This window comes from Rheinheimera baltica DSM 14885 (genome assembly GCF_000425345.1).
In the GTDB taxonomy this organism is placed as follows: Bacteria; Pseudomonadota; Gammaproteobacteria; order Enterobacterales; family Alteromonadaceae; genus Alishewanella; species Alishewanella baltica.
In genome coordinates, this window is record NZ_AUDG01000009.1 from 75,982 (window position 1) to 88,546 (window position 12,565).

Genomic DNA, 12,565 nt, shown 5'->3' on the forward strand with positions numbered 1-12,565 from the left:
GCGTGGCGTTCAGATAAGTTTGTTGGAATAGGTGCGCTTACACCGAGCCAAACAAACCATAAAAACGGGGAACACTATGCTTACTTCTGAGACGAAGCGTGAAGCTGTCGGGGCGGCTGGCACGTTAGTAACAGGGCAGGATTTACAGCGCCAGGTGCGCTGGATGACCTATCTGATGTTTTTTGTCTTTGCCATGACAACCGATGCGGTTGGTGTGATCATTCCACAAGCGATGGCTGAGTATCAGTTAACGCTGTTCCAGGCCAGTGCGTTTCATTATGTTCCAATGCTTGCCATTGGTTTAGCGGGCCTTTTTTTAGGACGTTTGGCCGATAAACTCGGTAGAAAAAAGCTTATCATCGCTGGCCTTAGCCTGTATTCCCTGTCTTGTTATGCCTTTGCGGTAGGCAACAGTGCATTATTCTTTATTCTGTTAATGGGGTTGTGCGGCCTGGCGATAGGTATATTTAAAACCGCCGCCCTGGCACTAATCGGTGATATTAGCCCAGACAGTAAAAGCCACACCCGCACCATGAACACTGTAGAAGGCTTCTTTGCCATTGGTGCCATAGTTGGCCCTGCTATGGTAGCCATTATGATTGCACAGTCTATTCACTGGACTGTGCTGTACTTATTTGCAGGTTTGCTGTGCACGGTACTCGTGGTGATGTCTGCCCGTTTGCCTTACCCCCCTTATGAAGCGTCGGCTGAGCAGGTATCGCTGCGCAGTTCGTTAGCCTTGGTAAAAGATCGCTACGCCTTAGGTTTCTCTTTGGCTATTGCATTGTATGTTAGCTGTGAAGTGGCCATTTTTGTTTGGTTACCAACCTTGCTGGCCGATTACAACGGCGCATGGCAATTTATGGCAGCACAAGCCATCACCGTATTCTTTATCTTAAGGGCGCTGGGGCGTTTTTTGGCAACAGCCATTTTAAGTCGCTTTTGCTGGAGCAGTGTCATGGCAGTGTTTACGTTATGTATTTTCGGCTGTTTTGTTGTCAGCTTAATTGGCGGCAGAGACTTCGCTGTTTGGTTAATGCCCTTATCTGGCCTGTTTATGTCAATGATTTACCCCACGCTTAATTCAAAAGGTATCAGCTGCTTTAACCGGCAACAGCACGGTGCTGTGGCGGGCCTAATATTAGCCTTTACTGCGTTAGCTGCGGCGGTAGCCCCGGCGCTAATGGCAATCATTGGCGATGTTGCCAATGACGTGGCGGCTGGCTTTTATTTGGCGACATTATTTTCTGCCATGTTAGCAGTGGCCATGGTGTACAACTGGCTGAAACAGCCAGCAAAAGCTAAACTGGAGCAGATGTCTTCCAGTTAACATTTTTATATCAAACTAAACTTAAACGATTAAGATTTGCAGACTATCAAAAGAATAGATCGCGACTTCAACACGGGAGATAGGCAATGAAAAAGCATACTTTAACACGCTGTACTGTTGCGTTGGCAGTGAGTTTGGCTTTAGGCAGCACAACGGTTTTTGCCCAGCAAACACCTGCAGAGCAACCTGCTGATAGCAGCACAGATGCGAATAACGAAAATGCCGGTTTAGGCTTTGAGCGTATTGTGGTAACAGGTGCGGTATCACGCAACCAAACGGTAATGCAGTCAAGTGTGTCGGTAAGTAGCTTAACGACTGACGATATTGCTATTGCCACCCCGCGCAGCACGGCGGAAATATTTCGCATGTTACCGGGCGTGCGCAGTGAGTCTACTGGTGGTGAAGGTAACGCGAACATTGCGGTACGCGGCTTACCGGTAGCCTCTGGTGGTGCAAAATTTTTAACCCTGCAAGAAGATGGTTTGCCTGTACTGCAGTTTGGCGACATCGCCTTTGGTAATGCCGACATTTTTGTTCGTGCCGATGCCAGCTTGTCACGCTTAGACGTGATCCGCGGTGGCTCAGCCAGTACGGCAGCCAGTAATTCACCGGGTGGTGTGATTAACTTTGTTAGTAAAACCGGGCTTGAAAATGGCGGTAGTATTGCGTTTACTACCGGGTTGGATTACGACAGCTTTCGCACCGACTTTGATTACGGTGGTGATATTAACAGCGATATGCGTTTTCATGTAGGTGGCTTTGTTCGTCAGGGCGAGGGCGTGCGGGATCCCGGCTACCAGGGTGAGAAAGGCTTTCAAATTAAAGCGAATCTCACCAAAGAGTTTAATTCTGGTTATGTACGGCTGTACTTTAAACACTTAAATGACAAAGCCGCCAGTTATATGCCAATGCCAATGTATGCCGATGGTAGTTCGGTGCCCGGTTATGATGCCGGTTCTGATACCTTGCAATCGGCTTATCTAACTCAAACCGTGCGTTTAAATGGCGACAACCAACTGTCACGCGGGGATATTCGCGATGGTATGAACCCGGTAGTGAATAGCGTTGGTGTAGAAGCGGTATTCGATTTATCTGAAGGCTGGACCTTGGAAAACCGTTTTCGGGTGAGTGATATTAGCGGGAATTTTATTACGTTATTTCCGGCGGAAGTGGGTAATGCACAGGATATAGCTGACAGTATTGCTGGCGCCGGTGCCAATATTACCTATGCGGTAGGCCCTAATGCCGGTGATGCTTACACCGCTGAAAACGCCATGCGTATTCATACTTTTGATGTTGAATTAAATGACTTCGGCTCTATCGTTAACGATTTAAAACTGTCGCGTCGTTTTGGTGATGTTGACGTGAATGTGGGCTACTACGTAGCCGACCAAAACATCAGTATGTCATGGTTGTGGAATTCTTATTTCATGGCATTAAAAGGCAACAACGCTGAACTGCTTGACGTAACTGCGTCTGATGGTACCGCGTTTACTGAGCAAGGCTTAACCGCTTATGGCGTGCCATTTTGGGGGAACTGCTGTCAGCGTAACTATGACACCGAATACAGCATTAAAGCCCCTTATGCCAGCGTAAGTTGGGCTTATGAGGCACTCTCGCTGGATGCCAGCATCCGGCGTGACATTGGTAGTGCATCGGGTACCTATGCTGGTGCCGTCCAAAGTAGCCTCGACATGAATGGCGATGGTGTTATTAGTCAGGTAGAGCAAAATGTTGTCGGCATTGATAACGCCAATGCCAGTATTGTTAATTATGACTGGGGGTACAATTCGTACTCGTTTGGCGCCAACTATCAGTTTACTAAAGACTGGGCGATGTTTGGCCGCATTAGTAAAGGTGGCCGTGCCAACGCAGACCGTTTGTTGTTCGGTAAGGTGAATGCCGATGGCAGTGTGGCAAAAGAAGACTCCATTGATGAAGTAACCCAGTATGAGCTGGGTAGTAAAAGTCGTCACGGCAATCTAAACCTGTTTGCTACGCTGTTTTTTGCTGAAACTGAAGAGCAAAATTTTGAAGCCACCAGCCAGCGTTTCTTTGACCGTGCCTACACGGCTCGTGGTATTGAACTGGAAAGCAGCTACCGCATTGGCGACTTTGATATGCGGGGTTCTGTTACCTGGACTGATGCTGAAATTGATAAAGATGCTTTGGCACCAGAAGTGGTGGGTAATACACCACGTCGTCAGGCCGACTTTATTTATAACCTATTAGCGCGCTACTTCTTTGAACAAGCTCAGGTAGGGGTAAGTGTTACGGGATCAACCGGCGCTTATGCGCAAGACAATAATGATCTTAAGTTCGACGGCTACACCCAGTTTAATGCCTTCGCCAGTTACGATTTGGTGGAAAACCTTACCGTGTCGTTAAACATCAATAACGTGTTTGATGAAATTGGTTTAACAGAATCGGAAGAAGGTTCTGTACCCGCAAATGGTATTATACGCGCGCGCACTATCAATGGTCGCAGTGTATCGCTTGGTTTGGCGTATAAGTTTTAATGCTTAACACTAAACTCCTTTAGGGCGCCTTGGCGCCCTTTTTTGTGTCAAAGACTAAGCAGTTGTTTAAAACGGGCGCTATGCCGGCGTGATACTTCGACATTGCTGGCATCACACAACACAAGCTCAAGGTTGCCTGCGATGGTTAAATCGATGCTGGCAATTTTTTTTATATTAATAATTTGCTGACGATTCGCCCGAAAGAATAAGTGCTCTGGCAAGCGGGCTTCCAATTGGTTAAGCGATTTATGAATCAGTGGCCGGTGGCCATCAAAGTGAACTTCAGTGTAATTACCGACACTGGTAAAGTGCACAACCCTGCTAAGCTCTAGCATCCAGCACTGCTCGCCGTCTTTGACAAAAACGGAGCTGTTAGCCTCTAATTTAGAGTTTGCCGGAGCAGTATTGTCTCGCCTATGCTGCACGCGCTGTAATGCTTGAGCTAAACGGGCAGGCTCTATAGGTTTAAGCAGATAGTCGAGGGCATCGTATTCAAACGATCTCACCGCATAGTGATCATAGGCGGTGGTAAATATCACCGCAGGTTGATAACTCAGTGCATCAAGTAATTCAAAACCATTTTTGCCCGGCAATTGAATATCCAGAAATAACACCTCTGGCTGTTGTTGCTCTATTGCCTGAATAGCCATGTCAGGCTCTTCATATTCACCCAACAACGTAATGTCGTGGTGTTGCAACAACAGATTTTTTAGCTCTACGCGGGCGAGCCTGGAATCTTCAACAATCATGGCAGTGGTCATGGTGCTTCCTCTACTATACAAGGGATGCGTAATTCCGCGATAACACAACCTTGTGTTTCACATAAACGGAAACTAGCCTCATCGCTAAAGAGTAACGCAAGCCGTTGGCTAATATTGTTCAGGCCCAGTTGGGTAGATTCTTCAGCGTAGGGTGCCCGCTTTAGCTGTCCGGGGTTAATGACCTGTATTAACAGCTGCTGTTGTTCCAGTTGAATATGCAGCGTTAATTCACCGCCATGTTTAACCGTGGCAATACCATGCTTGATGGCATTTTCAACTAACATTTGAATCATCATAGGGGGTACTTGATAGCGCTGTGCGTCAACAGCGATATCAAGATGCCACTGTAAACGTTGTTCATATTGAATTTTCGCCAGCGCAACAAAGTCGTTCACGGTATCTAACTCGCTTTGCAGTGAAACAAAATTTTGTTTCGGTGCGGTTAGGCCATAACGTAAAACCTTCGCCAGCAGCGTCATGCTATCTCTGGCTTTAGGCACGTCTTCTAACATTAATGCCCGGATGTTATTTAACGCGTTAAACATAAAATGTGGGTTAATTTGACCAATCAGGGTATTTAACTGTGCATCTTTTAACGCATTGGCCAGAGCGAGTTTATCCACTTCAGATTGACGCCAGCGGCGCAAATATTGGCTGCCAAGATACAGGCAACTCCAAATCAACATTAGCGGATAAATACCGACGACATTGCCCAAAATGGTGTTGATATTAAATAACGACGGGCCGTCTGGCATAACAAGGTTTATTACGCTGAACATGCAAAAAATGACTGCTGAGGTAGCCAATAAAGATAAGCCCATAATCGGTATGCCCATCTGTAGCAGCGGCATATCAATAACCTGCAGCTTGCGGTAGCACCAGCGTAAACTGTGAGTACTCAGTATGCCTAACACAATAAAAAACAGATTGGTGAGTAGCTGCTCTAGTACATTGACGTCAGGTCGCAACAGCTGAAGTAAAAAATTGGCTGTGGCGGCAATTAACCAGCCAATTAGTTGGCATTTCCAGTAACGATTCAGGTGCATCTTCATAGTGTGCCCTAATAAAGAGGAAGGCATTAATTGCCTTCCTGTTTTCAATAGCTTACCACTGCCACAGTGCTAAGCCGAGATAATCAAAATGATAACAGTAGACTGCAAGAAAATTGGCAGAAATAACACTGACAACAGTGAAGTAGCGAGCAAAACACGAGGATTCGGTTTTAAGCGCACGCATTACCAGCCACAGTGCAATGGCACTGCTAATGGCAAATGCCAGACTGCCAATATAGATTGTCAGCGTTTGCCAGTTTATATAGGCAGTTTCAAACAACGACAGATTAAATAATGCGCTGATAACGGCCACCAGACATAACACTGTCAGTAATGGCATCAACCGCAGCCAAAGCTGCTGACGTGATGTTAACTTGCCGCGCAAGGCATTAATACACCATACGGGTGCATAGCATAGGGTTAGTAAAAATACGCTGAAGATAAAGCCCAGCATAATAAGCGGTAACCATGCACTTAAGAAGGACGTTTTTATTAAGTAGTCACCGTCTAAATCGATAGCAAAACCCTCTACGGTATTACCAATAACGCTAACTTTGGCAAAGCCCTCACCCGCTTTAGCAAACTGTCCCTGGCCAAGGTAGACATATTCGCTGGCATCACCAAGCAGTGGCGCGACCACTAAGGTACTGCCAGAGGTGGTTAGTTTAGCCACCGCAGTGCTAAAGCTAATACCGGCAAAGATTTGATTACGCTCATTGCTGACACGATAGTAGCCGTCCAAATTCTCCAAATCGATAGGTAACAGCGTTGCATCGGGCAATGGCGCATTCTGTGCTAGTAACTGTGTAATCGTGTCTACAATTTGTCTCATGCTGGCACTACTGCTGTTTATCATCACGACATAGCCCAGGTTGAGATCACGGTTATAAGCATACGAGGTTAAAAATCCGTCAATGCCGCCATTATGTCCCAGCCATTCACGCCCATTGCGAGTGGCATGGTATATGGCTTTAGCATAGCCATACGCTAAGCCCTGTTTGGCGGCTAAGGTCGACTCTGGTTGTTCCATCTGTTGAATAGTCTGTGGGTTAACATAAGGCACGCTGTCGGTTTGTCCCCGGCTTAATAACCAAGACCCTAGTTGTGCTAATCCTGCCGCAGTACAATGTAAGTTTCCGGCCGAGCGTAAATAAATTTGTCTAAAGGCAACAGCTTCGCCATCGACAAAGCCTGCACTAAGATCTGCCTCAGGTATGTTTGATGAGTTAAGATGGCACTGAGTAATACCCAGCGGTAACAGCACATGCTCAGTGATATAATGTTCAAAGCTTTGGCCAGAGTAGAGTTCGATTAAATGGCCCAAAATCCCATACCCCGGATTACTATACGCATGGCGGCTGCCGGGCTGCCAGCGCACGCGCAGCGATGCAGCATCACGGTTCACGGCATCTAAAATAGTTATATCCGGTTCGCTTACATTGTAGAAATTGCGAAAATGCATGTCGTCTAACCCGGCTGAGTGTTCCAGCAAGTGAATAACCCGTACGGGATCCGTGTTTTGCCAAGCGTTGTTAATCAGTAACCGTGGCTCGAGTTGCAGCACGTCATCTTGCAAGGTAAATTTACCTTGATTCACCAACTGCATAATGGCTAAGCCAACAAAGGTTTTGGTTGTTGAACCAGCGCGAAATAAGGTGTTATCCGATACTGGCGTTTGTTTTGCGCTGTCAGCGAAGCCAAAGTGGTTTTGCCAGAGGATGTTTTTATCGTCAAATACCGCAACCTGCGCCCCCGGTACGTTCAAATCGGCAAACTTGGTTTCCAGTTGCGTGGTTAATTGATTGAAATCTAACGGTACTGGGTTGGCAAATAATGCACTGCTAACTATGCCGCCAAGCAATGTCATCGCAGTTAGTATTTTATTCTTCATGGTATATCCCTTGCTGTTTCTTGTTGATGTAGCGACATCATCGATAACATGAAGGGGAAAGTCAGAAAAATTACATGATTGGTTGTAACAGCTGATGAGCGGTAAAGCACATGCACCTGTTCTAAAGCGTTTTCGTGTGTTTTAGGTGTGCGAGAATGCTTGTATCAAGTATTGGATAAGCTGTTGCTGCGATTATTGCCACAAATATGAAATCCGTTATCTGTATCTTAAGCGTATACATCAAAAATATTCTCACTGTTCAGAGCTGTTACGAGCCAATAATCTGGCTACACTGAAACAGAGCCTAAGGAGAAATGCTATGGATAATGATGTAATCCTGCTTGAACAGCAGAGCCTGGAAGCCCTGCGTCATAACTACCCTCAATTGCAACAACTCAGTGGCAGCATTATATTTTTAGCCGAAGCTGAATCACACATGCTTACCGCTACTGCATGGCAATTAGCCGAAGCTGATAACATGATGCTGAGAAAGTCAGGGGTAAAAAGTGCTATTTTGGAATTACTTGATACCTTGGTTGAACAGCGCAAGCGGCAACGGATCCGGCCAAATCGGGAAGGGCGCTTGCTACTCGATAATGGTCAGCTAGTGGTTGAATGGCTTAGCGATGGCAGTATTTCATTGTCAGCTTACAAAAATGCCAGTTGAGCTGAAAAGTGGTATGAGTTAAGCCGAATAAGTGTGCTTAACTCCCCTTTAACTTATGCTCGTCTCTTCCCTGAGACTCTGCCAGTGGCAGAGCTTTCGATGCCAAAAATACAGCCAGGCGATATTATTGTTCTGGTAGCGTTCAGTTAGAAAATTTAAATCTATTCGATGTTTTGGGTCTGTTAATTGATTAATTTTTTAATGCTTAGATCAATCAAATGGTTGTGGGTATTTCGCTTATCTTATTTCTGATTTTACTCACCACTTTAGCCACCATTTTATGTTCGCTTTAAATACTCATTAACTGCTTACATTCGAAAGCGGGTCATCAAATTGTTGCTCTGCATAATCCAATACGTCATTCGACAGCTTTGTAAAAACCGCTAACGCGTCGTGCCATTGGACAGGACTTTCAGCATACACCATAGGGCTAACATAGCTGTTATAGCGCTGCTCGAACTTTGGGTTAGCAGCTAAGAGTTGCAATCCGAAGCGCAATTCCTCGATAGGGGATTCAACCATCTGCGGGTGTTGATTACCATAGCGCTCAACATCGGTTTTAATGGCTCTGACTACCAGAGAGCCAAGTTGTTCTATCTCGGAAGGTTGGGCAAGCTGGATATGGTAGGTATCGTAAATATGCCTTACCAGGGTCTCATCATCATCTCGTTCGCTGTTACGCGCCACACTGGCTGTTCTGCGCATCATTGACAGCAATTTTTCTGCTTGCGTCTCAATAATAACAGCGCAAGACAACTGCTTAATCTCTATATCAGATTTCAACATCTGCGCATAAATTGATTGGATGCTTCGAGACTCAGCAATACTAAGTAAATCAGATTCGATAAACTCCAACTTGATGAATGGGCGAAGGCAAGGTGCTTGTTGGTACTCCTGAGGGTAACGGATATCGAAGCTAAAGTACCTGTATTCATCCAGTACCAGCGCAGCTTTCTCAATAGAAAAAGTTCTACTCGCTGAAATTGTTGACTCAACCAACTGCTTAGCCGCTTTACGGGCATTTCTTTTCGCATTGCGGGAAGTAAGCTCAGAAAACGTCGGCTTAGGAACCAGTTTCAGATCAACATCTTCTGACATGCGATAGGTTTTTATCGATGATTTTGCCAGCGCTGTGCCGCCAGAAAATACGATTTGGTGATAGGGGAGTTGAATAGAAGATAAATGCACCAGCAGCTTTACGACATAATAGTCTTTTTCAACAATAGCCGGGTTACCAAGCCCGAGGGCGTTGGCAACGTCGACAAAAAGTGAGCTATCGAACTTCGTTGACACGCTGTTTCCCTACCGCAATTTTGCGGGTAAAGCGTGAGCTCTTTGGAATAATTTTGACGTTTGCCGGAATTTGAGTGCTTTCGCCTGACAAATTTTTCAGAGATAAGTCATCAAGCTTATAATCAACGCCTAACCTTTCCATGGCCTCAATAAGCACCCCATCGTTACCTGCAGGGTTATCTGGCATTAACTGGCCATTGATACGATTGACTCTGGCACGCACATACAGGCCATAACCAATTTTCAGCAGCAAGCCTTCTTGTACCAGGCTTCTGAGTCCACGGCCAACCTGATCATAATCGGCGATATCAGCAAAATCAGAACGCAGGAAAACAGAACGCTTAGAGCGCTTCACTCTGGTTTGTAGTCTGTCTTGTATCGTCATCTGATACCTCCTGCGAATAATGGTCATAGCATAGGCAAAAATACGACAATTATCAAATGCAAAAATACGACATTTATACTTTGCATAATCCATTAATTTGAAGGGGTGATTAGGGTGTTTGGTTGAGCTATTAAGATTCACTGATACGCTGTTTCCCCTACTGCAGTTTTACCAGGAAGAATTGAGTAGATATACTGGTCGTTTAGTAGGTATTGGCATAGTTTAGAGTAATTCAGAATGAAAGCAGGCCGTAACGACCCATGCCCTTGTGGTAGCGGTAAAAAATTCAAACAATGCTGCATCAATGCTACCTCTAAACAGCATAGCGATGTGTTCGATGATATCGCCCAAACCGTCGCGATGAATCCCAATCTGACGCTTGATGAATTAAACCTTGCAGCGCAGCAAAGAATAGCGGAGCGTAATAATAGCCCAAACGCTGATTTCTGTGGCCTTTCGCCAACGCAAATGGCCAACTGGCTGTATGCCCCTTTTAGCGAAGTTGCCGGGGTTAAAATCAGGATACCTGAAGACTTAGTTACAAGCCCTGTAATGCGCTATCTAGGGCTAATTGTTGATGAAGCTATGCAAAATGATGGTTCATTTAAAGCTACGAGCAAAGGTAATTTACCAGCAAAATTAGCGAAGTGCGGCAGTGATTTATTGCCGGAGTTTGCTGTATCTAAATTCAGCACGCACATAAGCATTAATGAGTATGCTGGCGCGAATGAAGATAAATTTAATGCTTTGCACTATACCCGCGTTCTGGCTGAAATTGCCGGCATTATTTACTTAAGATCTGGTCGTTTTCATCTTAAAAAAGCAGCACAGAAGCAGTATCAAGCCCAAGGCATCAAGGCCTTTTTTCTACCTATGTTAGAAGCAGCCACTACCAAGTACAACTGGGGCTACCTGGATAGCTTTGAGCATGATGTTAATCTAAGGAGCTTTTGGTTATTTATGCTTTGGCGTTTGCAAAGCCACGGCTCTATTGAACAGTTGATAGACGACGTTGCGAAAGCGTTTCCAGACTTGCTGCGCCAGCTGACACCTGACGAGCATTTTTCACCTATCAGGCTACTGAGCTTGCTGATTGAGTCACGCTTTATTAAACGCTTTTTACAGTTTTGGGGCTTTGTTACTGCTGATCCTAAAACGTACTTAGATGGCGTGAAAGTACCCAGACAGGTGAGTATTCAACCGCTGCTGACGCAAACTTTTCACTTTACTATTAACGTGCGTTAAAGCGTTATGAGGTGATTAGTCTTGCTATTCGCCTCACTGTGTGAGTAGATTGTGCGATGTATTCACCTCAATAAACAGGAGCCTTGCCTATGTGGATCTGGCAACAACCGGACTGGCCCGGCCGTAAGCAAGAGACGTCACAAGTCTTTCGTTATGATCATACGGCATTGACGCCTAAGTTGCGTGAACTGCACTTTTTGCAGGGCATACTGCTGGGCAAAATGGGTGTGCAGATCAACCAGCAGGCTGCGCTGGATACCATGCTTGCCAATATCCTTACATCCAGTGCTATCGAAGGTGAGCGACTTAACCATAGCGTGGTACGTTCTTCATTAGCCCGTAAGCTGGGTATTGCTGAGTCACAGAGCGTTGCAACCACAGCTCAGTCGGATGGCCTTGCTGCGATGGTGGCAGACGCTATTGGTAACTGGCAGCAGCCGTTAACGTTAGAGCGATTGCTGCAGTGGCATGCCTGGCTGTTTCCGTCAGACAGCTCGCTATTACAGAGATGGCAGATAGGGCAGAGAGTACAGGGCGGGCAGCTTCGCGGTAACGAGCCGATGCAGGTGGTTTCCGGCCGGCCATGTTTAACAGAAGCTGGTCGCCCTAAAATTCATTTCGAAGCGCCACCACGCGACGTATTGGAAAGCGAGCTTAATTGCTTTATCGACTGGTTTAACCGCTCGAAGGATGACGCCAAGTTAGACCCGCTGCTACGCGCTGGCATTGCCCATTTCTGGTTTATCACTATCCATCCACTAGAAGATGGCAATGGTCGTTTGGCCAGGCTTCTTACCGATCTGGCGCTGGCGCAGGCAGAACATCAGTCCATCCGCTTTTATGCCATGTCGGTTGCTATCCTGGAGCGACGTAGCAGCTATTACGATATCCTGGAGCAAAGCCAAAAGAGCGATACTGATATTACCGCCTGGTTGGTTTGGTTTCTCGACACGCTAGCCGCTAGCCTAAAGCAGGTGCTGGCTGATATCGAACAAACGCTACTAAAAACCCGCTTCTGGCAACGGGTAGATCAAACGCAATTGAATAAAGAACAGGTCAAAGTGCTAAACCGGTTGCTGGATGGCGACTTCAGCGAAGGCATCAGTAACAGCCAATACGGCAAAGTTGCTAAAGTAAGCCCTGCAACGGCCAGCCGGCATCTGGCTCAATTTGTTGAGGTGGGGTGTTTGGTGAAAACCGCTGCTGGGGGGAGAAGTACCAGGTATGTGATTTTCCGTTAGCAGGTCTTTTAGGCTAGTTTATTTGCCGCCTAACCAAGGCAAAGATAAAAGCCGGAAGAGCCTGTATTATTGGTGGCGATTCATTTAAAGCATTGGCTACAGGTGCATATCGCTATACCATAAGCGACAAATCTAATCGGCCAGGCTATTAGAGTTCAGCAAGCTTGAGCCGATGCAGTAA

At 46.1% G+C, this 12,565-nt stretch carries 10 protein-coding genes; 5 read left to right on the forward strand and 5 right to left on the reverse strand.

The annotated features are described in order from the left end of the window. Nucleotides 1–76 precede the first annotated feature (76 nt). Nucleotides 77–1,330 (forward strand): MFS transporter, encoded by a 1,254-nt coding sequence (locus tag H595_RS0106045; RefSeq protein ID WP_027670406.1) that lies wholly within the window; start codon nucleotides 77–79, stop codon nucleotides 1,328–1,330. A gap of 86 nt (nucleotides 1,331–1,416) precedes the next feature. After that, complete coding sequence (locus tag H595_RS0106050; RefSeq protein WP_027670407.1) at nucleotides 1,417–3,849, forward strand: TonB-dependent receptor domain-containing protein; 2,433 nt, start codon at nucleotides 1,417–1,419, stop codon at nucleotides 3,847–3,849. Between the two features lie 47 nt (nucleotides 3,850–3,896). On the opposite strand, the gene H595_RS0106055 is transcribed toward H595_RS0106050, so the two are convergent. From H595_RS0106055 to H595_RS0106065, 3 genes are read right to left on the reverse strand one after another with little or no spacing between them, the layout of a single operon-like run. Beyond that, nucleotides 3,897–4,610 carry a LytR/AlgR family response regulator transcription factor gene (locus H595_RS0106055; RefSeq protein WP_027670408.1) on the reverse strand — a complete coding sequence of 238 codons (714 nt, stop codon included), beginning with the start codon at nucleotides 4,608–4,610 and terminating at the stop codon, nucleotides 3,897–3,899. Beyond that, a complete protein-coding gene (locus H595_RS21690; protein WP_084153492.1) occupies nucleotides 4,607–5,689 on the reverse strand; it encodes a sensor histidine kinase in 1,083 nt (360 codons plus the stop codon). Before H595_RS21690 ends, H595_RS0106055 begins: the two co-directional genes overlap by 4 nt. A 25-nt stretch (nucleotides 5,690–5,714) precedes the next feature. Next, on the reverse strand, nucleotides 5,715–7,553 hold the full coding sequence (locus H595_RS0106065; protein ID WP_037053810.1) for a serine hydrolase domain-containing protein: 1,839 nt from the start codon (nucleotides 7,551–7,553) through the stop codon (nucleotides 5,715–5,717). Between the two features lie 319 nt (nucleotides 7,554–7,872). Here H595_RS0106065 and H595_RS0106070 point away from each other — a divergent pair, with 319 nt between their 5' ends. Then, nucleotides 7,873–8,220 (forward strand): hypothetical protein, encoded by a 348-nt coding sequence (locus H595_RS0106070; protein ID WP_027670410.1) that lies wholly within the window; start codon nucleotides 7,873–7,875, stop codon nucleotides 8,218–8,220. Nucleotides 8,221–8,520: 300 nt separating this feature from the next. Here the strand turns inward: H595_RS0106070 and H595_RS0106075 are convergent, their stop codons facing one another. Beyond that, the gene (locus H595_RS0106075) at nucleotides 8,521–9,513 is read right to left on the reverse strand and encodes a nucleotidyl transferase AbiEii/AbiGii toxin family protein (protein ID WP_027670411.1); all 993 of its coding nucleotides are present in this window, start codon (nucleotides 9,511–9,513) and stop codon (nucleotides 8,521–8,523) included. Continuing rightward, complete coding sequence (locus tag H595_RS0106080) at nucleotides 9,494–9,898, reverse strand: DUF6088 family protein (RefSeq protein ID WP_027670412.1); 405 nt, start codon at nucleotides 9,896–9,898, stop codon at nucleotides 9,494–9,496. The genes H595_RS0106075 and H595_RS0106080 overlap by 20 nt, the downstream gene beginning before the upstream one ends. Before the next feature lie 237 nt (nucleotides 9,899–10,135). Between H595_RS0106080 and H595_RS0106085 the strand changes: the two genes are divergently transcribed. After that, nucleotides 10,136–11,143: a YecA family protein gene (locus H595_RS0106085; protein WP_027670413.1), complete on the forward strand. Its 1,008-nt coding sequence runs from the start codon at nucleotides 10,136–10,138 to the stop codon at nucleotides 11,141–11,143. Nucleotides 11,144–11,232: 89 nt separating this feature from the next. Further along, entirely contained in the window at nucleotides 11,233–12,384 is a 1,152-nt protein-coding gene (locus H595_RS0106090; protein WP_027670414.1) for a Fic family protein, read from the forward strand. Nucleotides 12,385–12,565: the final 181 nt, after the last annotated feature.

Coding starts and splice junctions, on each gene's coding strand:
- H595_RS0106070 (WP_027670410.1), top strand. CDS start 7,873: ATGGATAATGATGTAATCCTGCTTGAACAGCAGAGCCTGGAAGCCCTG.
- H595_RS0106080 (WP_027670412.1), bottom strand. CDS start 9,898: ATGACGATACAAGACAGACTACAAACCAGAGTGAAGCGCTCTAAGCGT.
- H595_RS0106090 (WP_027670414.1), top strand. CDS start 11,233: ATGTGGATCTGGCAACAACCGGACTGGCCCGGCCGTAAGCAAGAGACG.
- H595_RS21690 (WP_084153492.1), bottom strand. CDS start 5,689: ATGCCTTCCTCTTTATTAGGGCACACTATGAAGATGCACCTGAATCGT.
- H595_RS0106055 (WP_027670408.1), bottom strand. CDS start 4,610: ATGACCACTGCCATGATTGTTGAAGATTCCAGGCTCGCCCGCGTAGAG.
- H595_RS0106065 (WP_037053810.1), bottom strand. CDS start 7,553: ATGAAGAATAAAATACTAACTGCGATGACATTGCTTGGCGGCATAGTT.
- H595_RS0106045 (WP_027670406.1), top strand. CDS start 77: ATGCTTACTTCTGAGACGAAGCGTGAAGCTGTCGGGGCGGCTGGCACG.
- H595_RS0106085 (WP_027670413.1), top strand. CDS start 10,136: ATGAAAGCAGGCCGTAACGACCCATGCCCTTGTGGTAGCGGTAAAAAA.
- H595_RS0106050 (WP_027670407.1), top strand. CDS start 1,417: ATGAAAAAGCATACTTTAACACGCTGTACTGTTGCGTTGGCAGTGAGT.